Here is a 20,605-nt window from a genome sequence, read left to right on the forward strand (position 1 = left end):
AACCACGGAAATGCTCTATCTCTTTGTTTTCACGCAATTCCCGGCAAAAACGTTTCACGTAAAACCTCCAGGCACTTTTGCTGGAATGGCTCTAAGGCGAAAAGCCCGCATGGCGCTGACCGACGACATCCACCTGCTCGCGCAGCTTCCTCTGTTCAAGGACATGAGCGAGGATCAGCTGCGCTTGATCGCCTTCGGCGCCGACCGGCGCATGATCGCTGCCGGCCAGATGCTGTTTCGCCAGGGCTCACCCGCCGAGAGTGCCTATGTCATCCTCAGCGGCAGCCTGGAGCTGAGCGCGACGAGCAGCGACGGCATGCAGAGGACAGAGGGGATCGCCGGTCCCGGAACCCTGGTTTCCGAGCTGGCGCTGGTGACGCTCGTAGAGCGCAAGTTCACCGCGGTAGCGCGCGAAGACACCAGCATCATCCGCATCACCCGTGCCCTCTTCCACCGGCTGATCGAAGAATATCCGGACGCCGCCCGGCTGATCGAGAACCGCATCCGCGACAATCTCGCCGAACTTGCGGCAAAGGCCGCAAGCCAGTTCTACCGCTTCAGCTGATCCGCGTTAGAGCGCTGCATCAGAAATCGAAATGTGCCGTCACCGGCACGTGGTCGGAAGGGCGGTCCCAGCCGCGCGCCTCCTTGAGGATTTCGATGCGCTTGAGATGCGGCCCGAGATCCGGTGACGACCAGATGTGGTCGAGACGACGGCCGCGATCGGCAGCCTCCCAGTCCTTGGCGCGGTAGCTCCACCAGGTATAGAGCTTTTCGCTTTCCGGCACATGCTGGCGCATCAGATCGTGCCAGCCGCCGCGCTTCATCACCTCGAGCAGCCCGTCGGTCTCGACGGGCGTATGGCTGACGATCTTCAAGAGCTGCTTGTGCGACCAGACATCATGCTCGAGCGGCGCGATGTTCAGGTCGCCGACAAGGATCGCCGACGTATTCGCCTCGCCATTGGCTTTCAGCTGCTTCATCTCCTCGATGAAATCGAGCTTGTGGCCGAATTTCGGATTGATCGTACGATCCGGCTCGTCGCCGCCGGCCGGAACGTAGAAATTATGCAGCCGGATACGACGATTGCCGCGCTCGACGATCGCCGAGATGTGGCGGGCATCGCCGACCCCGCAATAATCCTGCCGGTGATCTTCCGTCAGCGGAAGGCGTGAGGCAATCGCCACGCCGTGATAGCCTTTCTGGCCGTGGATGATGATGTGGTCGTAGCCCATCGCCCGCAGAGGTGCCGCCGGAAACAGCTCGTTCGGCACCTTGGTTTCCTGCAGGCAGAGAATATCCGGCCTGTGCTTAAGTACGAGCTGCTCGACGATCGGCATGCGCAGCCGCACCGAATTGATGTTCCAGGTGGTGATCGAAAAGCTCATGCCCCATACCCTCTCACGCTTTCATGAAAGGGCTTTAAAACAAAGGCGGACGCGAGGGAACCGGTCGCGTGCAAGAGCGGCCGGTGATCAACCGAAAAGCTCAGTCGCGGGACTGAGGCGTGCCCGGAATGGTCTCATAGGGCACGCGGAACACGCGATCGTCGAACTGCACGCCTGTCTTGACGTTGAAGATCATCACCGACGTGTCCTTGCCCTGATTGTCGGTGATCGTCCACTGACGCAGGTCGTAGGTCTTCGGGTCGAACATCATGGTGATGGTCGAGTTGCCGAACACCGTATTGTTGCCGAGCGCGATCGTCGTCAGGTCGGACTCTTCCTTCACGCCCTTCACCATGCCGGCCGACAGGTCGATATGCTGCGCGAGCAGCAGGCTGAGCGGCGTCTTGGAGAGCGGATAGAGATCCCAGGTTTTCAGTTTCGTATTGCCGATGGCGACGTTTTTGCCGTCGGCGATCACCCGCATCGGCGACGGGTCGTCATAGTTGAAGCGCAGCTTGCCGGGACGCTGGATGAAGAACTTGCCGCCGGTCTGCTCGCCGCGCGGGCCGAACTGCACGAATTCGCCCTGCATCGTCGTGACGCCGGAGAAATGATCGGCGATCGCCTGCGCGGTGCCGGAGGCGGGGGCTGCCGCCTGCGCGTAAGCACCGAGGGGAATGGCGCTCGCCATCGCAGCGACGGCAAAGGCGCCGAGCAGATCGCGGCGCGTCATCGCCAGACCGGAGAGGAAGGTATCGGAGTGACTCATCTAAATCTCCTTTATGCGATCTGCATGCTGCCGAAAGGCGGCGTCTTCAAGGCGTTGCGATCGGCCCGCCAGAGGTAACGGCTTCGATGCCGTCAGGTTTCCGCAAAAGCGGCCCTATCGGAAATATATGCCGATTATTTCAGCGGTCGAGGATGTCGCCTTCGGTGGGAACGAGAATTTCGCGTTTGCCGGCATGGTTGGCCGGCCCGATGATGCCTTCCTTCTCCATCCGCTCGATCAGCGAGGCGGCCCGGTTGTAGCCGATGCCGAGCCGGCGCTGGACGTAGGAGGTCGAGGCCTTGCCGTCACGCAGCACGATGGCGACGGCCTGATCGTAAGGATCTTCCGAATCCGAAAGGTTTGATGTGCCGGCCGGGCCGCCCCCACCGCCGGCGTAATCGCCATCCTCGTCGTCATCGGCGGTGATCGCATCGAGATATTGCGGCGAGCCCTGGGTCTTGAGATAGGAGACGATCTCTTCCACCTCGACATCCGAAACGAACGGACCGTGGACGCGCTGGATACGCCCGCCGCCCGCCATGTAGAGCATGTCGCCCATGCCGAGCAGCTGTTCGGCGCCCTGTTCGCCGAGAATGGTGCGGCTGTCGATCTTCGAGGTCACCTGGAAGGAAATGCGGGTCGGGAAGTTCGCCTTGATCGTGCCGGTGATGACGTCGACCGACGGGCGCTGGGTCGCCATGATCACATGGATGCCGGCGGCGCGCGCCATCTGCGCCAGACGCTGCACGGCGCCTTCGATATCCTTGCCAGCAACCATCATCAGGTCGGCCATCTCGTCGATGATGACGACGATATAGGGCATCGGCCTGAGGTCGAATTCTTCGGTCTCGTACATTGCCTCGCCGGTATGGCGGTCGAAGCCGGTCTGCACCGTGCGCGAGATCGCCTCGCCCTTCGACAAGGCCTGCTCGACGCGGCTGTTGAAGCCGTCAATGTTGCGCACGCCGATCTTCGACATCTTCTTGTAGCGCTCTTCCATCTCGCGCACGGTCCATTTGAGCGCGACGACCGCCTTCTTCGGATCGGTGACGACAGGCGAGAGCAGATGCGGGATGCCGTCATAGACGGAGAGTTCGAGCATCTTCGGGTCGATCATGATCAGCCGGCACTGTTCCGGCGTCATGCGGTAAAGCAGCGACAGGATCATGGTGTTGATGGCGACCGACTTGCCCGAGCCGGTGGTGCCGGCGACGAGCAGATGCGGCATCTTGGCAAGGTCGGCGATGACGGCTTCGCCGCCGATCGTCTTGCCGAGCGCCATGGCGAGCTTCGCCTTGCTGCCTTCGAAATCCCGGGAGGCGATGAGTTCACGCAGGTAGACGGTTTCGCGCGTCTGGTTCGGCAATTCGATGCCGATCGCGTTGCGGCCGGGCACGACGGCAACGCGGGCGGCAATGGCGCTCATCGAGCGGGCGATATCATCGGCAAGACCGATGACGCGCGACGACTTGATGCCGGGGGCCGGCTCCAGTTCGTAAAGCGTGACGACGGGACCGGGGCGGACATGGATGATCTCGCCCTTGACGCCGAAATCTTCGAGCACGCCTTCGAGCATCCGGGCGTTCTGCTCCAGCGCATCGGCCGAAAGCGTGGAGTCGCGCACGACATTTTTCGGTTCGGCGAGCAGATGCATCGAGGGAAGCTGGAAACCCTCGGGACGAATGAATGAGCCCTGCGCCTCCCGCTCGATGCGGGCGCTGGGCTTCGGACGCGCGACCACGGGAACGACGCGCGGTTCCGGCTTGCCGGCCGCCTTGGCCGGTGCGCGGATCATCCAGTCGTCGTCATCATCGTCGGGGAGGATATCGGCCGGGCGCGGCGGCATGTCGGCATCGAAGGGCAGATCGTCGTCGTCGTCGTCGTCATCGACGGAAAGCGACGGCGCGGATACGATGCGCCGCGGTGACGTCGCCCTTGCCCCGATCGATGGCTCCATCGACGGTTCCATGCGCTCGCCGCGGACAGTCGGCGCCTTGGCGCGCACCGGTTCGTTCAGCGTGCCGAACTCGTCATCGTTGAAATCATAGGGTGATTCGAAATCGCCCTGGCGGCGCTTGCGCGGCCCCATGCCGAAGAGCCGGCGCAGCCGGCCCTGGCTCATGTACCAGGCATGCGTCATCGCACCGCTGAGAGCGACCCAGCGCGACTCGTCGTCCTCGTCCTCATCTCCGACGACGCGGGCCTTGCTTGTTGTGCCGACGTAATCTTCCTCGGTCTCTTCCTCGGCTTCGCTGCGGCCGACGAGACCCGACGCAAAGAGCATCATCCAGGCGGTGGGTGCTGCAAAGATGCAGCCGACGACCATGGCAAAAGTGCCGGTGGGATAGGTGCCGACGAAGAGTGCGGGAAAACGCAGGATCATATCGCCGACGACGCCGCCGATGCCGTTCGGGATCGGCCAGGTGAGCGGCGGCGGAAAGCAGCCGATGACGGCGGAGGAAAGCACCGAGCCGGCAAGCCAGGCGCCGGCACGGGCGGGGATACGGCTGAAGCGGCGGCCCGAGATCAGCGTCAGCGCCCAGGCGACGATCGGCAGCATCGAAACGACGCTGGCGAGGCCGAGGAACTGCATGACGATATCGGCAAAGGCAGCCCCGCTGTAACCGAGGATATTCGTCGGCAGGTTGGCGGTGGCATAGGAATAGCTCGGATCGGCGACATTCCATGTCGCCAGCGCCGCGACGCAGAGTGCCAGCAGCAGAAAGATCGCAAAGCCGATGAGCGCCTGGATCTGCCGCAGCATAAATGCCGAGAAGGAGAACCGATCCGGACGGCCATCCATCGCCGGCGACGTGCTTCTTGCCATGTGTCTAACCCGTCCAATGCCTGAGGGCAGGCGAATCACCGAAGCTTCGCCTTGCCAAAATGCGTCCGCTCTACCTAATCAGAGCCGGGTTAAAGCGATGTTAACCATGCATCCCTGGACGTGCATTCCGAGCAGGCAAATGAAAAAAGGCCCGAACCTTGGAAGGTCCGGGCCAAATGCGGTCTATGGCAGCTTTTCCGGGTCTAACCCGGAAAAGCTCTAGATAGGCCGCGACGGGCTGTGCAGCGGCGCCCTTCTGCCGGGCGCCGCAAACCCTGTGATCAGGAAGAGTGGTAAGCGGCTTCGCCGTGGGTCGAAAGGTCGAGACCTTCGCGCTCGGCTTCGACGGTGACGCGCAGGCCGATGACAACGTCGACGATCTTGTAGAGGATCGCCGAGCCGATGCCCGACCACAGCAGCGTCGTCAGCACGCCCTTGGCCTGGGCCAGGACCTGGGTTGCCGTGCCGGCATAGGAGGCAGCAAAATCGGCTGTGGAATAATCGACGATGCCTGCACCGCCGAGCGCCGGATTGACGAGGATACCGGTGCCGAGCGCGCCGAGGATACCGCCGACGCAATGCACGCCGAAGACGTCAAGGCTGTCGTCGTAGTTGAACTTGTTCTTCACGACGTCGACGAAGAAGTAGCAGACCGGCGAGACGATAAGGCCGAGAACGATCGAGCCCATCGGGCCGGCAAAACCTGCCGCCGGGGTGATCGCAACGAGACCGGCGACGGCGCCGGAAGCACCACCCAGCATCGAAGCCTTGCCGCGGGTGAGGGTTTCGACGATGCACCAGGACACAGCGGCGGCAGCCGTTGCGACGAAGGTGTTGATAAAGGCAAGCGAGGCATAGGCATTGGCTTCGAGGTTGGAGCCGGCGTTGAAGCCGAACCAGCCGACCCAGAGCAGCGAGGCACCGACCATGGTCAGCGTCATCGAGTGCGGAGCCATGATTTCCTTCTTATAGCCCGTGCGCTTGCCGAGCATGATGGCGCCGACGAGGCCGGCGATACCGGCATTGATGTGAACGACCGTGCCGCCGGCGAAGTCGATTGCGCCGTAGGAGAAGATCAGGCCGGCCGGCGAGGTGTAGGAGCTCGGGCCGCCCCAGAACCAGACCATGTGCGCCATCGGGAAGTAGATGAAGGTGACCCAGAGTACGACGAAGAGCATGACGGCCGAGAACTTGACGCGTTCGGCGAATGCGCCGACGATCAGGCCGGGCGTGATGCAGGCAAAGGTCATCTGGAACACGATGAAGGTGTATTCCGGAATGGCGACGCCCTTCGAGAAGGTTTCGGCGAGCGACGACGTGTTGACGCCGGCGAGGAACGCCTTGGAGAAGCCGCCGACGAAGCTGTTCAGCGAGCCGCCGTCGGTGAAGGCGAGCGAATAGCCATAGGTCACCCAGATCAGCGCCACGACGGCCGTGATCATGAAGACCTGCATCAGCACCGAGAGCATGTTCTTGGCGCGGACGAGACCGCCGTAGAAAAGCGCAAGGCCGGGGATGGTCATCAGCAGGACGAGCGCCGAGGAGACGAGCATCCAGGTATTGTCACCCTTGTCCATGGTGAAGGCAGGAGCAGCAGCGGCAGCGGCTGGCGCTGCTTCTTGCGCGAAAGCGACAGCCGGCGCCAGAAGCGCGGCCGTTGCTGCGCCAATCAGCGCAAAGCTGGAAGAAAACTTCGAAATTGACATTGGAAAAGGCTCCTTGATCTGCCGCTTACAGCGCTTCTGAATCGGTTTCGCCCGTACGGATGCGTACGGCATGGTCGATCGAATAGACGAAAATCTTGCCGTCGCCGATCTGGCCGGTCTTGGCCGAGGCTGCGATGGCTTCGACGGCCCTGTCGACGAGTTCCGATGCAACCGCGATTTCGATCTTGAGCTTCGGCAGGAAGCTGACCGCATATTCGGTGCCGCGATAGATTTCGGTGTGCCCCTTCTGGCGGCCATAGCCCTTCACTTCGGTCACGGTCAGCCCCTGAATGCCGATCGCCGTAAGAGCTTCGCGGACCTCATCGAGCTTGAACGGCTTGATAATAGCCATCACAATTTTCATCTGGTTTCCCATCCTTCGTTATCCTCGGCACGGAGCCGACTCTCCTTGCCGCTGACGTTCCTGAACAGCGACCGGCGATATACATTCAAAGGACGTGCCAGATTCGTGATGAGATATAACTTATTGAAAAATAACAATTATATTAATTTATGCCAATAAACAGGCAAATGATCGGCCAATAAGCGCACAAATAAAGCGCAAATTTTCAAAGATGCACATTATTTATTCATTTGCCTTTTTCCGAATCAAACCCTCCTGCGCGACAGAGGCGATCAGCTCACCCGATCGGGTAAAGAGACTGCCCCGGGTCAGCCCTCTGGCGCCCGAAGCCGACGGGCTGTCCTGCGTATAGAGCAACCAGTCGTCGAGTTTGCAGGGTCTGTGGAACCACATGGAATGATCGAGGCTCGCCACCTGCAGGCTCTGGTCGAAGATCGACGTGCCGTGTGCATAGAGCGAGGTGTCAAGCAGCGTCATATCCGAGAGATAGGCAAGGACTGCCGCCTGATAGAGCCGGTCGTCCGGAACCGGGCCGGTGGCGCGCACCCAGACGTCCTGTTTGGGGTCGAGCTTCTTGTCGGAAAAATAATGCGTCAGCGAGACGGGACGAATCTCGATCGGCCGCTCGCGCTGCCAATATTTTCGGATCGCCTCCGGCGCATGCGTGAGATATTGCTCCTTGATCTGCTGTTCGCCGAGCAGCGCCTCCGGCATCTGGACTTCGGGCATTGCGATCTGGTGGTCGAAGCCCGGCTCCTCGATCTGGAAGGAAGCCGACAGCGCGAAGATTGCTCTGCCATGCTGGATGGCAACGACACGCCGCGTGTTGAAGCTCGATCCGTCGCGGATCCGCTCCGCCTGATAGATGATCGGCACCGAGGGATCGCCGGGGCGCATGAAATAGGCATGCAGCGAATGCACGAAACGCTCGCCCTCGATGGTGCGTTGCGCTGCCATCAGCGCCTGGCCGATCACCTGGCCGCCGAAGACCCGCTGCCAGCCGGCCTGCGGGCTGCGCCCCCGGAAGATATCGACCTCGATCGGCTCAAGGTCGAGCGTCGAAAGCAGCGTCTCCATTGCCGAAGGCCCTGATGTCTCGCGCGTCATTTTGTATGCCTCCCGGCGGTAGGAAGTGAAGTTGCGATGATCTATATAGATCACATCTGAGGCACAAGGTACGGGAGCGGCGCGATGCTGGACATGCTGGTTGTGGGCGGGGGCTATGTCGGCCTTTCCGCTGCCGTCGCGGTCAAACAGGCAGCCCCCCATCTGAATGTCGCCGTCGTCGAGGCGGCCCCCGAGCATGTCTGGAAAAAAGATACGCGCGCTTCCGCCGTCATCGCTGCGGCAGCGAAAATGCTCGAGGTCTTCGGCATATGGAACGAAATCGAGCCGGAAGCCCAGCCGATCACCAAAATGATCGTCACCGACTCCAAGACCTCCGATCCGGTGCGGCCGGTGTTTCTGACCTTCGACGGCGAAGTGGCCGAGGGCCGGCCCTTCGCCCACATGATCCCGAATGTTGCGATGGTCGCAGCGCTGCGCGGCGTCTGCGAGCGGCTCGGCATCGACATCCGCCACGGGCTTGGCGCCACCGAGCTGAAGACCCACGACACCCATGTCACCGTCACGCTTTCGGACGGCAGCGCGCTGGAGAGCCGGCTGCTGGTTGCCTGCGACGGCGTGCGCTCGACGCTGCGCGATCTCGCCGGCATCAAGACCGTCACCTGGGACTACGGCCAGTCCGGCATCGTTGCAACGGTCGAACACGAGCGGCCGCATGACGGCTGCGCCGAGGAACATTTTCTGCCGGCCGGCCCTTTTGCCATCCTGCCGCTCAAGAACAATCGCTCCTCACTGGTCTGGACGGAGCGGACGCATGATGCCGAGCGGCTGGTCGCCGCCGACGATCTGGTCTTCGAGGAAGAGCTCGAACGCCGCTTCGGCCACAAGCTCGGCACGCTGAAGGTCATCGGCGACAAGCGCGCCTTTCCGCTCGGCCTGACGCTGGCCCGCGCCTTCGTCGCACCGCGTTTTGCCCTGGCCGGCGACGCCGCCCACGGCATTCACCCGATTTCCGGGCAGGGCCTCAATCTCGGCTTCAAGGACGTGGCGGCGCTCGCCGAAACGATTGTCGAGGCTGATCGCCTCGGCCTCGATATCGGCTCGATCAACATTCTCGAGCGTTACCAGACCTGGCGGCGCTTCGACACGTTCCGCATGGGCATGACGACCGACGTTTTGAACCGGCTGTTTTCCAACGACGCGACGCCAATCCGCATCGCCCGCGACATCGGCCTCGGCATCGTCGACCGGCTGCCGCGCCTCAAATCCTTCTTCATCGGCCAAGCGGCTGGCACGACGGCCAAGGACAACCCGCGCTTGCTGGCTGGGGAGACGATTTAAAGACGCTAGAGCAATTCCAGCAAAAGTGGGCAGCGGTCCAGGCAAAGCGCGAAGCGCTTTTGCCGCGAATTGCGTGAAAACAAAGAGATAGAGCATTTTCGTGATTCAAAGAAAAAACGAAAATGCTCTGGTGAGAGGCGCTACTATTCGTCGAGGCGGCGGGCTTCGGACACCAGCATGATCGGAATGCCGTCGCGGATCGGATAAGCGAGCTGCGCCTTTTCCGAAACGAGTTCATTGTGTTCGCGATCATAGGAAAGCCGCCCCTTGGAGAGCGGGCAGACCAGGAGTTCGAGCAGTTTCGGATCGACGCGGCTGAGTTTTTCGTCCATGGCCGAAACCTACTGCAGAACCGTGTCGGAGTCACCGAAGACCCGCGCCAGCACGATCTCGGTGATGGCGATCAGCGTTTCGGCCCGCGTCTTCAAATCGGGCGCCTCCAGCAGCGCCTGTTTTTCAGCCGGCCCGAACGGCGACATCATCGCCAGCGAATTGACGAGCGTCAGATTGCTCGCCCGCTCGACGCTTTCCCAGTCGGCCTCCAGCTTGTTGGCATCGAGATAGGCTTTGAAGGCGGTCAGAAGTGCTGCGCGGTCGACCGCCTCCTCCTCGTTCGCAGCCGAGAGATCGGCGATGAACGGGGCGATACGGAAGGTGCGGAACGGATCGCTGGTCGTCTTCTCCTCCAGCAGCCGAAAGCGGCAGACGCCCGTCAGCGAGACGATATAGCGCCCGTCGCCGGTCTCGGCGAAGGAGGTGATGCGGCCAAGGCAGCCGACGGCGGCAAGGCTGGGCTCGCCGCCCTTGTCCTCGTGTTCGCCGAGCGCCGGCTGCACCATGCCGATCAGCCGGTTTCCGGTCAGCGCCGCATCCAGCATCGCCAGATAACGCGGCTCGAAAATGTTGAGCGGAAGCTGCCCGGCCGGCAGAAGGAGGGCACCGGTCAGGGGGAAGACAGCGATCGTATCAGGCAGATCGCCCGGCTTCAGGTATCTGGCATTACCGACTTGCATGAAACCGTCCCGCATTCTTGTAAACGGGCATGCCCGTTCTGACGAGAATGTGGTGCCCCCGCCCGAAAACGCAAGGGCAGATCTCCTAAACTTAGGAGAACAGCATCGCCGAAAGCTTGCGCCGGGCGGAAACCGTCGCCGGATCCTTGAACCCCCAGACCTCGAAGAACTGCAGCAGCTGGCGGCGGGCGCCGTCATCGTCGAAGGCGCGGTCCTTGCGCATGATCAGCAGCAGGTGCTCGGCCGCTTCGTCGCGCCGGCCTTCGACATTGAGGATCTTGGCGAGCTTCAGCCGCGCCTCGTGGTCGTCGGGATTGGCAACCAGGTCGCGTTCGAGCGCAACGGGATCGCCGAGCTTGCGCGCTTCCTCGATCTGTTCGAGCTTCTTCAGCACCGCCTGGATGCCGGCGTCTTTCGAAAGCTCTTCCGGCAGCTCGCTCAGCACCTGGCGCGCCCGCTCATGCTGGTTTGCGGCGATCATGCATTCGGCCATGCCGGCCAGCGCCTTGGCGTTCTCGGGATCGGCCTGCATCACCGCGCCGTAGAGCTGGGCCGCCTCGTTGATATTGCCGGCGGCCAGCAATTCTGCCGCTTCGGTCAGCACGGCTTCGATCTCGGCCGCCTCGTCGGCGCCGGCCGGGCCGGCGATACGGTCGATGAACTGGCTGATCTGGCTTTCCGGCACTGCACCCATGAAGCCGTCGGCGGGGCGGCCGTTGACGAAGGCGATAACGGCGGGAATCGATTGGATACCGAGCTGGCCGGCGATCGAGGGATGGTCATCGATGTTCATCTTGACCAGCCTGACACGGCCCTTGGCTTCATTGACCACTTTTTCCAATACCGGCGTCAGCTGCTTGCACGGGCCGCACCAAGGCGCCCAGAAATCGACCAGCACCGGCTGCTTGCGCGATTCCTCGATGACGTCCTTGCCGAAATTCGCCGTCGTCGTGTCCGTGATGTAGCTGCCGGCCGCAGCCGCGGGTGCCGGCGCTGCGCCGAAGCTTGTCGTCGCCGTCATTTGATTTCCGAAGGAACCGTTATAGGGGTTGTCGCTGCCGCTCATAGGTGTCTCCCGCCGCGCCGATCCTGCCGGCGTCTTTGCTAAAGCATGTCGCGCAAAAGTGTAGCGGTTTTGCGATAAAGACATGCACAAAACCAAAGGCTAAAGCGCGGCAAGCGAACTGAAAAGATCCTCACGCGCTTTAGCGCTAAAATCGTATGTCAGGACGTCACTTTCAAGACAAGCGGCTTGTGTCCGGTCGCTTCCATGAAACGGATGAGATCACTGCTCGCAACCGAGGTCGTCGCATCATTGGAAAGCGGATGGCAGTTGACGATCTCCTCGCCCATCAGATCGGCATCGAGCACGAATGTGACATTCCCTGCCGTATCGTTGATCGCGCCGAAGGCGGTGACCGCTCCTGGAACGACACCGAGATATTCCATCAGCTTCTCTGCCCTGCCGAAGGAGACCCGGCCGGACCCGCCGATCAAATTATGCACCTGCTTGAGGTCGACCTCGGCATTTTCCTCCACGGTCAGCAGGAAATACCTGTCCTTCTTGTCCTTGACGAAGAGGTTCTTGGTATGCCCGCCGGGGATCTCGTCGCGCAGAGCAACCGATTCGGCCACGGTGAAGACAGGCGCATGATCGACCGTCTTGTGGGCAATGCCGAGCCCGTCGAGAAAGGCAAACAATTCGTCTCTTGTCTTCGGGGTATTTTCGGGCATCGGGCAATCCATTGCAGGAGGGAAAAGTCGAGGCCCCTGATTAAGTCCGCCCACGTCATTTGGCAATCTTCGCCACCGACGCTCTACCCCCACATTTGCGGCCTTTTCACTCGGCCTCTGCGCGCAGCAGAATTTTTCTTCGCCTCTTCGTCATTTCCCTGTTGCATTTGAAAATCCGTTAGGCCATATAGCGCCCGTCGCCACAAGGCGGCGCCCACGGTCCAACAACTACCCCGGACCGATGCGGATTGAGCGGGTGTAGCTCAGGGGTAGAGCACAACCTTGCCAAGGTTGGGGTCGAGGGTTCGAATCCCTTCGCCCGCTCCAGTTTTTCCCAGAAAATTAAATGTTTGCATAGCGCCGCGATAGGCGCCTTTGTGCCAGGCACGGCAAGGGACCATATCGGCTCCGAAACTCCTGCTTCTCCGAATCCAGATTGCATCTTGAAATCCTGATGCAGCAGCAAATGCTTCGCCGACCTCACGAAGCGAGGGAATTTCGGGAATCCGAAGTGGGATTTTTTCTTATGGCGACGCGACTGCTTTGTCGGCAGCAATCGGGCCGCGGCATCCGACGGAAAAAACCGAGTCGGCCGGAGGCTCACCGATATCGGCATCTTCCACCTCGACGTCGGCTTTAAATTGTAATTTATTTTGGTTGATTGGTTCGTTTGTAAACTTATTGTCGGAGCAAAAGGACGCGTCTTCGGATCGGATCTCGAATGGTCAGTTTATCGCAGCACCAACTCCATCGAGCGACACCGATCCGCACCCAGCGCGTCGACGCCGGTGCTCGAACCGGGGGTGCCAGCCCCATAACGTCCTGATTGCTCCCAACACCAACCGAGGTTCCTCATGCGCATCGCCGTCGGTGGCATTCATATCGAATGCAGCACATACAACCCCGTCCTCAACGAGGAGAAGGATTTCCGCGTGGTGCGTGGGGACGCCCTGCTGGCATCACCCTACTTCGCCTTCCTCAAGGATTACGATGCCGAGTTCCTGCCGACGATCCATGCCCGCGCCATCGCCGGCGGGCCGGTTGCGCGCGCCACCTACGAGGCTTTCAAGGGTGAATTCCTCGAGCGCCTGAAGCCGCTGCTGCCGCTCGACGGCCTCTATCTCGCCATGCACGGCGCCATGTATGTCGAGGGCATGGAGGATGCCGAGGGCGACTGGATCAGCGCGGCCCGGGCGCTGGTCGGCGAGGATTGCACCGTTTCGGCCAGCTATGACCTGCACGGCAACGTCACCCAGCGCATCATCGATGCGCTCGACATCTATTCAACCTATCGCACCGCGCCGCATATCGATGTCGAGGAGACGATGCGCCGCTCGGTCTCCATGCTGGTCAAGAGCCTGAAAACCGGCGAGAGGCCGGTCGTCCTCTGGGCACCGATCCCGGTCGTACTACCAGGCGAGCGCACCAGCACCGTCGATGAGCCGGCTAAGAGCCTCTATGCGCTTCTGCCTGGCATCGATGCGATCGACGGCATCTGGGATGCATCGTTGATGGTCGGTTATGTCTGGGCCGACGAACCGCGTGCCACGGCCGCCGCCATCCTGACCGGCACCGACCGCGCCGTGCTCACGCGCGAGGCCAAACGTCTCGGCAAGGCCTATTGGGATGCGCGCGAAGATTTCGTCTTCGGCTGTGAAACCGGCTCGGTCGAGGAATGTGTCGCGAGAGCCATCGCAAGCCCGACCGGCCCGGTGGTGCTTGCCGAATCCGGCGACAACCCCACAGGCGGCGGCGTCGGGGACCGGGCCGATGTGCTGGCCGAACTGATCGCCAGGGGTGCTGCCGGCGTCATCTTCGCCGGCATCACCGACAAGGCGGCGACCGAGGCCTGTTATGCCGCCGGCATCGGCGCGGAACGGGAGCTCGGCGTCGGCGCCTCGCTCGACACCAAGGGCAGCAAGCCGGTTACCGCCCGCTTCACGGTCAAATTCCTGCACGAGACCGCAGATCCGACCGACCGCCAGGCAGTGGTTTCCACCGGCGGCATCGATCTCGTGCTCTGCGCCAAACGCCGGCCCTATCACAATATCGTCGATTTCACCCGGCTCGGCCTCGATCCGCACAAGGCAAGGATTATTGTCGTCAAGTCGGGCTATCTCTCGCCGGAATTGGCGCCGATCGCCAATCCGAACCTGATGGCGCTGTCGACCGGGGTCGTCGACCAGTTCGTCGAGCGCTTGCCGCGGCTGCGCAAGCAGCATCCGACCTATCCCTTCGACAAGGACTTTGCCTTCGAGCCGCAGGTCTTCCTCTCCGCGCGCGCCTGAGCTTCGACCGATCCGAACGAGATCTGATTTCCCGGAAAGGACATTCCGCATGACCGCATTCACGACCCGTCCAGAAATCCTCGGCACGTTCGGTGTCGTCACCTCGACACACTGGATCGCCTCGGCGGTCGGCATGAGCATTCTCGAAAAGGGCGGCAACGCCTTCGATGCCGCAGTGGCAGCGGGGTTCGTGCTGCAGATCGTCGAGCCGCATCTCTGCGGCCCGGGCGGCGACCTGCCGGCGGTGATCTATTCGAAGAGGAAGGACAAGGTCGAGGTCATCTGCGCGCAGGGACCGGCACCCGCCGGCGCCACCATCGAGCACTATACTGGGGAAGGCCTGACACTCATTCCCGGCGATGGGCTGCTTGCGTCAGTCATCCCCGGCTCCTTCGACGGCTGGATGCTGATGCTGCGCGATTATGGCTCGATGAGCGTGCGCGAGGTGCTGGAACCGGCGATTTACTATGCCGAGCGCGGCCATCCCCTGCTGCCTAGTGTTTCCGCCACCATCAAAGGGCTGGCGTCTTTCTTCGAGAAGGAATGGCCGACCTCTTACGAGACCTGGCTGCCCGGCGGCAGCGTCCCCGCGGCGCATGCCAATTTCAAGAACCCGGTGCTTGCCGAAACCTGGAAGCGTGTCATTGCCGAAGCCGAGACGAAACGCGGCCGGGAAGCGCAGGTGGAAGCGGCCCGCGACGCCTTCTATCGCGGCTTCATCGCCGAGACGATCGACGACTATCTCAAGACTGCCGAGGTGATGGATGAGAGCGGCAGCCGCCACAAGGGCTTGCTGACTGCAAACGACATGGCGAGTTGGTCGGCGACGATCGAGGCGCCGCTGACCTATGACTATCACGGCTGGACGATTGCCAAGACCGGCCCCTGGGGCCAGGGTCCGGTCTTCCTGCAGACCCTGTCGATCCTCAAGGGTTTCGATCTCGCCGCGATGGACCCGGCCGGCGCCGATTTCGTCCATACCGTCGCCGAGGCAATGAAGCTCGCCTTCGCCGACCGCGAGGTTTATTACGGAGATCCGGATTTTTCCGAGGTACCAGTCGCGCATCTACTATCAGAGACCTATGCCGTCGAGCGCCGCAAACTCGTCGGTGCGGATGCCAGCTTCGATCTTCGCCCCGGTATCGTGCCCGGCTTCGAGGCGCAGCATGATCTGACGATGAAGATGCTCGGCGAAGATTCCAGGACCGGCACCGTCTACGAGCCGACCATGGCGCATCTTTCCGAAAAGCGTGGCGACACCGTCCATATCGACGTGATCGACCGCGACGGCAACATGGTCTCCGTCACGCCCTCCGGCGGCTGGCTGCAGTCTTCGCCGACCGTGCCCGGCCTCGGCTTCTGCCTGAATTCCCGCGCCCAGATGTTCTGGCTGAAATCAGGCCTGCCGACCTCGCTTGCCCCGGGCAAACGGCCGCGCACGACGCTGACGCCTTCGCTCGGCCTCTACGAGGGCCGTCCGACGCTTGCCTTCGGCACGCCGGGCGGCGACCAGCAGGAGCAATGGCAGCTCTCTTTCTTCCTGCGGTATGCGCACCATAGACTGAACCTGCAGGCGGCGATCGACCAGCCGCTCTTCCACACGTCGCATTTCCCGAGCTCCTTCTATCCCCGCACCCGCGAGCCCGGCAGCCTGATGGTGGAAGCGAATTTCGGCACCGATGTGCTCGCGGCGCTCGCCCGCAGGGGCCACAAGCTGACGGTGGCCGAAGAATGGACGATCGGCCGGCTGACCGCGGCGCGGCGCGATGCCGACGGACTGATGCGCGCCGCAGCGACCCCACGCCTGATGCAGGCCTATGCAGTCGGACGGTAGCGCCCCAAGGCTTCGTCGGCCGTCTTCAAGGCGCGCCGGAGAGAACAAGTATTGCGGGAAAATAACCTGTGCCGGCCCGGAGCGGGCGTGGCTTTTTTGCTGCAGCGCTTATATGACTTCTGCTAGATATTATTTCACCAATAATTATTAACGACCAGTTCCGCCCATTTGTGTTCTCTTATCCCTACGAATCAAAAAGGTTTGATTTGCCCGGGGACGGCCACCATGTTGAGCATGGGGCGATGCAACAGTTGGGTAGGAGCCTATGCTGCAACGGATTGAAGACATTGATGCAGCACTGGTCGACAGGCTGCAGCATTCGGCATTCAAGTACTTTCTGAAATACTCCAACCCCGAAAATGGCCTGGTGGCCGATACCTCGATCGGCGGCGTGCCGGCGAGCATCGCAGCCGTCGGCTTTGCGCTCTCCTCCTATCCCGTCGGTGTCGAGCGCTCCTGGATCAGCCGAAAGGAAGCAGCCGAGCGCACGGTCAATACGCTGCGTTTCTTTGCCGAAGCGCGCCAGGGCGAAGAGCGCCACGCGACCGGCCACCGCGGCTTCTTCTACCACTTCCTGCACATGGATACCGGCCACCGCGCCTGGAACAGCGAGCTTTCGACCATCGATACGGCGCTGCTCGTCGCCGGCATCCTGACGGCAGCGCAATATTTCAATCGCGAAGACGACGAGACGGAAACCGAAATCCGGGAACTCGCCACCTTCATCTACGAGCGCGTCGACTGGCGCTGGGCACTGAACAAGGGCGACACCATTGCCATGGGCTGGAAGCCCTCTTCCGGCTTCCTGCGCTGGCGCTATCACGGCTTCGACGAGGCGATCATCCTCTATGCGCTGGCGCTCGGGTCGCCGACGCACCCCATCCCGCAGTCATGCTACGACGCCTTTACGTCAAGCTATTCCTGGATGCTGCACGGCGAACAGTCCTATCTCTATGCCGGGCCGCTGTTCATCCATCTCTTCTCGCACGCCTGGATCGATTTCCGCGGCATTCGGGACAAGCCGATGGCGGAGCGGAACTGGGATTATTTCCGCAACACGCAGGTTGTCATCAATGTCCAGCGTGATTATGCCGAGCGCAATCCCGGCCAGTTCGTCGGCTATAACAGGAATATCTGGGGGTTCTCCGCCTGCGACGGCCCGCCGCCGACACGGCGCATGCGCGGCGGCCGCCAGCCGAAGGTTCTGGGTTATGCCGCCCGCGGCGCCCCGCTCGGCCCCGATGACGGTACGATTGCGCCCTGGGCGGCCCTCGCCTGCCTGCCCTATGACAAGCAGGCCGCTCTCGACGGCACCAAGGCGCTTCTGACCACCTATCCGAACCTGCTCTTGGAAGGCGGCTTTCCCGGCGGCTTCAATCCGACGGTCAAGACCAAGCGGCCGGAAGGCTGGGTCGACGACCGCACCGTCGGCATCGATCAGGGTCTTGTCGTCATGACGATCGAGAACGAGCGCTCCGACTTCATCTGGAAGCTGATGCGCCAATCGCCGGTCTTCCGCCTCGGGCTCGAGCGCGCCGGCTTTACCGGCGGCTGGCTCGAAGGGATCGAGCCGGAAGAAGTGGTGCGCAAGTTCGGCTAAAACATAATCCCGGCAATCGAAATTGATTTCCGGGTCTCTCACTCAGCTCTCGAAGACATGCGCCTTGCCTGCGATATCGAGACGAACGAGGTCGCCTCGCGCCGGCAGCGCAACGCTCGAGGTTTTGATCAGGATCGGCGGCAGGGCAACGCCGTCCAGCGAAACCGCAACGGTGCAGACCGCGCCGCCGAATTCCACCTCGACGACACGGCCGCCATAGCTGCGATCGCTATCATCGGCAACGACGCGGATCTGCTCGGGCCGCAGCATGATCTCCGCCTTGCCCTGCCGGCTGCCCTCGACGGCAACGTGGCCGAGGGCGCAATCGGCAAGACCGTTGCGGATGATGGCGGGAAGCAGCACGGCATCGCCGAGAAACAACGCCGTCTCGCGATCGCGCGGATGCAGATACAATGATTGCGGCGACCCGGCCTGGATCAGCCGTCCTTCCCTGAGCACCGCCACCTGATCGGCAAAGGTCAGCGCCTCTTCCTGATCATGGGTGACGAGAATGGTGGTGATGCCGGCCGCCTGCAGCACGCGCGCCACCGCCTTGCGCATATTCTCACGCAGCCCGGTATCGAGGGCTGAGAAAGGTTCGTCAAGCAGCATCAGCCGCGGCTTGCGGCCGAGCGCACGGGCGAGCGCCACGCGCTGCTGCTGGCCGCCGGACAGCTGATGCGGGCGCCGCACCAGCATGCCGCGGTCGAGCTCGACCATATCGAGCAGATCGAGGATGCGCTGGTCGCGATCGGCTGCCCCGCGCTCAAACCCGAAGCCGATATTCTCGGCAACGCTCAGGTGCGGAAACAGCGCGCCGTCCTGCGAGACGATGCCGATGCCGCGCTTGTGCGCCGGTACTGTCGCCGCACCGTCTGCCAGCACCTCGCCATCCAGCGTCACCCGGCCGACATCGGGCTGCTCGAAGCCGGCAATGATGCGCAACAGCGTCGTCTTGCCCGAACCGGACGGGCCGACGACGGCGGTGCGGCTGCCCGCCGAGACGTCGAGCGAAATATCCTTCAGCGCCTGCACGGGGCCATAGCGCTTGCTGATGTTTTCGATCGTAAGCAGCGTCATTGGCCGACGGTCCGTTTCGATTGGGTATAGAGTGTCAGGGTGAGCGGCAGCGACAGAACCACCATCATGAAGGCGTAGGGTGCAGCCGAGACGTAATCGATCTCGCTGGTCAGCGACCAGAATTTCGTCGCCAGCGTATCGACGCCGTTGGGCGACAGCATCAGTGTCGCCGTCAGTTCATTGGTAATGCCAAGTGCGGTGAGCGCCACGCTGGCAGCAGCTCCCGGTGCTGCAAGCCGCATGGTGATCTGCCGTACCGCCTGGCCCGGCGTGCGGCCGAGGCCCATCGCAGCGCGCTCCAGCTCCACCGGAGCCTGGGCGATGCTGGCACGCAGCCCGACCATGGCACGCGGCAGGAAAAGCATCACATAGGCGATAATGAGCGTGGCGAAGGTCTGATAGAGCGGCAGCACGAGACGCACGGTGATCGTCACCAGCGCCAGCGCCACGACGACGCCCGGCAGCGAGCCGACATAATAATGGCAGGCCTCGAGCACGCGCTGGAACCGGCCGGGCGCCCGCACCGACAGCCAGGCCATCGGTGCCGCGGCAATCGTCGCCAGCACGCCGCCGACAATGGCAAGCACGATTGTCTGCAGAAAAGCGCTACCGACTTCGATGCGCCAGATGTCGGCGCCGCCGAGATAGAGCCAGCGGCCAAGCGTCACCAACGGCACGCCGAGCGTCAGCACCGCCAGGATGATGGGCAGCAAAACGGCCGGCACCACGAACCAGCCCAGCCGGCGGCGGTCCGCCGGACGCGGCGAGCCGGAACCGACGCGGGCATAACGTTCGTTGCCGCGCACCAGCACCTCGAAGCCGAGCAGAAAAAGACAGCAGGCGACGAGCACGCCGCCGAGCATATTGGAGGCCGGGCTGTTGTAGGAGGACTGGAACTGGTCGACGATGGCAGTCGCGAACGTGTCGAACCGGATCATCACGAACAGGCCGTACTCCGACAGCAGATGCAGCGCGATCAGCAGCGAGCCGCCACAGATGGCGAGTCTGAGTTGCGGCAGCACGGCGCGGAAAAACACCCGCCAGGGATTGAGGCCCAGAGAGGCTGCGGCATCCTCGATGGCCGGATCGAGACGGCGCAATGCTGCGGCGACCGGCAGGTAGAGGAAGGGATAATAGGCGATGACCGAGACGAAGACACCGCTCTGCAGGCCGCGCATGCCGGGAACGAGGCTGACCCAGGCATAGCTGTGCACGAAGGCGGGCACGGCGAGCGGAGCAATTGCAAGCCAGGCCCAGAGCCGCGGGAAAGGGATGTCCGTCCGTTCGGTCAGCCAGGCGAGCGTCACGGCAAGGGCGATCGACAGCGGAATGGTGATCGATTCCAGCAGAACCGTATTGACCAGGAGTTCGCCGACGCGCGGCCGGAAGACCAGGGCCTTCACCGTTTCCCAGCCGACATCGTAGGTTACCCAGCCGATGAAGCCGAGCGGCACGAGGCTGAAGATCGCGACGACGGTGGCGAGAAGCATTACGGATGCATGCGGCATGCGCCCGCGCAGCAAAACCATTCGCGCGGCCTTCGGCGCGACCGGCGCCGCGTTGCCGGATGCGAGCAATCTGTTGTCCTGCAGCAAG

Annotated in this window: 17 protein-coding genes and 1 tRNA gene; 6 read left to right on the top strand and 12 right to left on the bottom strand. The window is 62.4% G+C overall.

What is annotated here, in order from left to right:
• The first annotated feature begins 109 nt into the window (after positions 1 to 109).
• Complete coding sequence (locus tag PO860_RS19440) at positions 110 to 565, top strand: cyclic nucleotide-binding domain-containing protein (RefSeq protein WP_183608562.1); 456 nt, start codon at positions 110 to 112, stop codon at positions 563 to 565.
• 19 nt (positions 566 to 584) lie between these two features.
• Here the strand turns inward: PO860_RS19440 and PO860_RS19445 are convergent, their stop codons facing one another.
• The 6 genes from PO860_RS19445 to tesB form a co-directional block, all read right to left on the bottom strand.
• Positions 585 to 1,388 (bottom strand): exodeoxyribonuclease III, encoded by an 804-nt coding sequence (locus PO860_RS19445; protein ID WP_183608561.1) that lies wholly within the window; start codon positions 1,386 to 1,388, stop codon positions 585 to 587.
• Between the two features lie 100 nt (positions 1,389 to 1,488).
• Positions 1,489 to 2,157 carry an outer membrane lipoprotein carrier protein LolA gene (locus tag PO860_RS19450; RefSeq protein WP_097617926.1) on the bottom strand — a complete coding sequence of 223 codons (669 nt, stop codon included), beginning with the start codon at positions 2,155 to 2,157 and terminating at the stop codon, positions 1,489 to 1,491.
• Positions 2,158 to 2,296: 139 nt separating this feature from the next.
• The gene (locus PO860_RS19455; RefSeq protein WP_183608560.1) at positions 2,297 to 4,984 is read right to left on the bottom strand and encodes an FtsK/SpoIIIE family DNA translocase; all 2,688 of its coding nucleotides are present in this window, start codon (positions 4,982 to 4,984) and stop codon (positions 2,297 to 2,299) included.
• Positions 4,985 to 5,265: 281 nt separating this feature from the next.
• The gene (locus PO860_RS19460) at positions 5,266 to 6,690 is read right to left on the bottom strand and encodes an ammonium transporter (protein ID WP_272783564.1); all 1,425 of its coding nucleotides are present in this window, start codon (positions 6,688 to 6,690) and stop codon (positions 5,266 to 5,268) included.
• Between the two features lie 25 nt (positions 6,691 to 6,715).
• Positions 6,716 to 7,066 carry a P-II family nitrogen regulator gene (locus tag PO860_RS19465; protein ID WP_003543684.1) on the bottom strand — a complete coding sequence of 117 codons (351 nt, stop codon included), beginning with the start codon at positions 7,064 to 7,066 and terminating at the stop codon, positions 6,716 to 6,718.
• Between the two features lie 210 nt (positions 7,067 to 7,276).
• Positions 7,277 to 8,161, bottom strand: a complete 885-nt coding sequence (gene tesB, locus PO860_RS19470) for an acyl-CoA thioesterase II (protein WP_272783563.1) — start codon at positions 8,159 to 8,161, stop codon at positions 7,277 to 7,279.
• Between the two features lie 84 nt (positions 8,162 to 8,245).
• On the opposite strand from tesB, the gene PO860_RS19475 reads away from it, so the two are divergent.
• On the top strand, positions 8,246 to 9,460 hold the full coding sequence (locus tag PO860_RS19475) for a ubiquinone biosynthesis hydroxylase (protein WP_272783562.1): 1,215 nt from the start codon (positions 8,246 to 8,248) through the stop codon (positions 9,458 to 9,460).
• Positions 9,461 to 9,603: 143 nt separating this feature from the next.
• Here PO860_RS19475 and PO860_RS19480 read toward each other — a convergent pair whose 3' ends face one another.
• The 4 genes from PO860_RS19480 to PO860_RS19495 all read right to left on the bottom strand — a co-directional run bounded on the left by PO860_RS19480 (position 9,604) and on the right by PO860_RS19495 (position 12,207).
• A complete protein-coding gene (locus PO860_RS19480; RefSeq protein ID WP_003567459.1) occupies positions 9,604 to 9,792 on the bottom strand; it encodes a Trm112 family protein in 189 nt (62 codons plus the stop codon).
• A gap of 9 nt (positions 9,793 to 9,801) precedes the next feature.
• On the bottom strand, positions 9,802 to 10,488 hold the full coding sequence (locus PO860_RS19485; RefSeq protein ID WP_183608556.1) for an LON peptidase substrate-binding domain-containing protein: 687 nt from the start codon (positions 10,486 to 10,488) through the stop codon (positions 9,802 to 9,804).
• A gap of 76 nt (positions 10,489 to 10,564) precedes the next feature.
• Complete coding sequence (gene trxA / locus PO860_RS19490) at positions 10,565 to 11,539, bottom strand: thioredoxin (protein WP_272783559.1); 975 nt, start codon at positions 11,537 to 11,539, stop codon at positions 10,565 to 10,567.
• A 158-nt stretch (positions 11,540 to 11,697) separates the two neighbouring features.
• Positions 11,698 to 12,207, bottom strand: a complete 510-nt coding sequence (locus tag PO860_RS19495; protein WP_183608554.1) for a prolyl-tRNA synthetase associated domain-containing protein — start codon at positions 12,205 to 12,207, stop codon at positions 11,698 to 11,700.
• Between the two features lie 252 nt (positions 12,208 to 12,459).
• Between PO860_RS19495 and PO860_RS19500 the strand changes: the two genes are divergently transcribed.
• From PO860_RS19500 to PO860_RS19515, 4 genes are all read left to right on the top strand, one after another.
• Positions 12,460 to 12,534: transfer RNA gene (locus PO860_RS19500), tRNA-Gly, on the top strand.
• A 527-nt stretch (positions 12,535 to 13,061) separates the two neighbouring features.
• On the top strand, positions 13,062 to 14,495 hold the full coding sequence (locus tag PO860_RS19505; RefSeq protein WP_273884444.1) for a M81 family metallopeptidase: 1,434 nt from the start codon (positions 13,062 to 13,064) through the stop codon (positions 14,493 to 14,495).
• 49 nt (positions 14,496 to 14,544) lie between these two features.
• Positions 14,545 to 16,329 (top strand): gamma-glutamyltransferase family protein, encoded by a 1,785-nt coding sequence (locus PO860_RS19510; protein ID WP_273884443.1) that lies wholly within the window; start codon positions 14,545 to 14,547, stop codon positions 16,327 to 16,329.
• Between the two features lie 265 nt (positions 16,330 to 16,594).
• The gene (locus PO860_RS19515; protein WP_183608551.1) at positions 16,595 to 17,929 is read left to right on the top strand and encodes a glucoamylase family protein; all 1,335 of its coding nucleotides are present in this window, start codon (positions 16,595 to 16,597) and stop codon (positions 17,927 to 17,929) included.
• 42 nt (positions 17,930 to 17,971) lie between these two features.
• Here PO860_RS19515 and PO860_RS19520 read toward each other — a convergent pair whose 3' ends face one another.
• Together PO860_RS19520 and PO860_RS19525 are read right to left on the bottom strand one after the other, a co-directional pair.
• Positions 17,972 to 19,009 (bottom strand): ABC transporter ATP-binding protein, encoded by a 1,038-nt coding sequence (locus PO860_RS19520; protein WP_183608550.1) that lies wholly within the window; start codon positions 19,007 to 19,009, stop codon positions 17,972 to 17,974.
• The gene (locus PO860_RS19525) at positions 19,006 to 20,586 is read right to left on the bottom strand and encodes an ABC transporter permease (RefSeq protein ID WP_183608738.1); all 1,581 of its coding nucleotides are present in this window, start codon (positions 20,584 to 20,586) and stop codon (positions 19,006 to 19,008) included. Before PO860_RS19525 ends, PO860_RS19520 begins: the two co-directional genes overlap by 4 nt.
• Positions 20,587 to 20,605 lie beyond the last annotated feature (19 nt).

The organism is Rhizobium binxianense, assembly GCF_028994275.1.
Classification (GTDB): Bacteria; Pseudomonadota; Alphaproteobacteria; order Rhizobiales; family Rhizobiaceae; genus Rhizobium; species Rhizobium binxianense.